We start from the raw sequence: 1,887 nt of genomic DNA, 5'->3' as shown, positions 1-1,887 counted from the left end.
GTAGTCTCAGGCAGACTCGAACTGCCGACCTCTACATTATCAGTGTAGCGCTCTAACCAGCTGAGCTATGAGACTCACTATAGTTTATTATTTGCAAAAACAGAAATCGAAAAAACGGGCCCTTGAAAATTGCCCCCAATGGCAAATTCTCTAGAAAGGAGGTGTTCCAGCCGCACCTTCCGGTACGGCTACCTTGTTACGACTTAGCCCTAGTTACCGATCTTGCCCTAGGCCGCTCCTTGCGGTGACGGACTTCAGGCACTCCCGGCTTCCATGGCTTGACGGGCGGTGTGTACAAGGCCCGGGAACGTATTCACCGGATCATGGCTGATATCCGATTACTAGCGATTCCAGCTTCACGGGGTCGAGTTGCAGACCCCGATCCGAACTGTGACCGGTTTTGTAGATTCGCTCCGCCTTGCGACGTGGCTGCTCTCTGTACCGGCCATTGTAGCACGTGTGTGGCCCAGGACGTAAGGGCCGTGATGATTTGACGTCATCCCCACCTTCCTCGCGGTTTGCACCGGCAGTCCCGTTAGAGTCCCCATCATTACATGCTGGCAACTAACGGCAGGGGTTGCGCTCGTTATAGGACTTAACCTGACACCTCACGGCACGAGCTGACGACAACCATGCAGCACCTTGTGATCTGCCCGAAGGAAACTCTATCTCTAAAGCTGTCAGACCACATTTAAGCCCTGGTAAGGTTCCTCGCGTATCATCGAATTAAACCACATGCTCCACCGCTTGTGCGGGCCCCCGTCAATTCCTTTGAGTTTCATCCTTGCGGACGTACTCCCCAGGTGGGATACTTATCACTTTCGCTTGGCCGCCCAGGCTTGCGCCCGGACAGCTAGTATCCATCGTTTACGGCGTGGACTACCAGGGTATCTAATCCTGTTCGCTCCCCACGCTTTCGTCCATCAGCGTCAGTATATGGTTAGTGACCTGCCTTCGCAATCGGTGTTCTATGTAATATCTATGCATTTCACCGCTACACTACATATTCCGGCCACTTCACCATAACTCAAGACCACCAGTATCAAGGGCAATTCTACGGTTGAGCCGCAGACTTTCACCCCTGACTTAATGGCCCGCCTACGGACCCTTTAAACCCAATGATTCCGGATAACGCTCGGATCCTCCGTATTACCGCGGCTGCTGGCACGGAGTTAGCCGATCCTTATTCTTACGGTACCGTCAACAGACTACACGTAGTCCTTATTCTTCCCGTACAAAAGCAGTTTACAATCCATAGGACCGTCTTCCTGCACGCGGCATGGCTGGATCAGGCTCCCGCCCATTGTCCAATATTCCTCACTGCTGCCTCCCGTAGGAGTCTGGTCCGTGTCTCAGTACCAGTGTGGGGGATCCCCCTCTCAGGGCCCCTACCCATCGCTGCCTTGGTAAGCCGTTACCTTACCAACTAACTAATGGGACGCATAGTCATCTTGTACCGTGACCTTTAATGTAAATGTGATGCCACAATTACATACCATGGGGCATTAATCCAAATTTCTCTGGGCTATTCCCCAGTACAAGGCAGATTCTATACGCGTTGCGCACCCGTGCGCCGGTCGCCGGCGGATAAGCAAGCTTATCCCCGCTGCCCCTCGACTTGCATGTGTTAGGCCTGCCGCTAGCGTTCATCCTGAGCCAGGATCAAACTCTTCATCGTTGATTCTTATATAACTTCGATCAACCACTAAAAGCACTTTTCCCGGCCCGTTCTTTCGATTTTTTTTCTGCGCCCCGGACCGTCTCCGGACCGGGGCACGCTGTCTTTACAATATATCAATGAACTCGTTTACTCTTTTTTCTCGTTCGCTCTGTTTCCCAAAGCGGCTGCAAATGTACAACCTTTTTTTAACCTGCCAAGCTTTTTTT

1 tRNA gene and 1 rRNA gene are annotated in these 1,887 nt (G+C 52.1%); both read right to left on the bottom strand.

Annotated features, from left to right (window positions below):
* Window position 1 precedes the first annotated feature (1 nt).
* Window positions 2-75: transfer RNA gene (locus tag EHW67_RS09535), tRNA-Ile, on the bottom strand.
* Window positions 76-154: 79 nt separating this feature from the next.
* A 16S ribosomal RNA gene (locus EHW67_RS09530) occupies window positions 155-1,678 on the bottom strand.
* Between the last annotated feature and the right edge of the window lie 209 nt (window positions 1,679-1,887).

This window comes from Arenibacter aquaticus (genome assembly GCF_003957295.1).
In the GTDB taxonomy this organism is placed as follows: Bacteria; Bacteroidota; Bacteroidia; order Flavobacteriales; family Flavobacteriaceae; genus Arenibacter; species Arenibacter aquaticus.
Note: the sequence above shows the minus strand (reverse complement) of the source record. Positions and strands in the feature narration are given on the sequence as shown.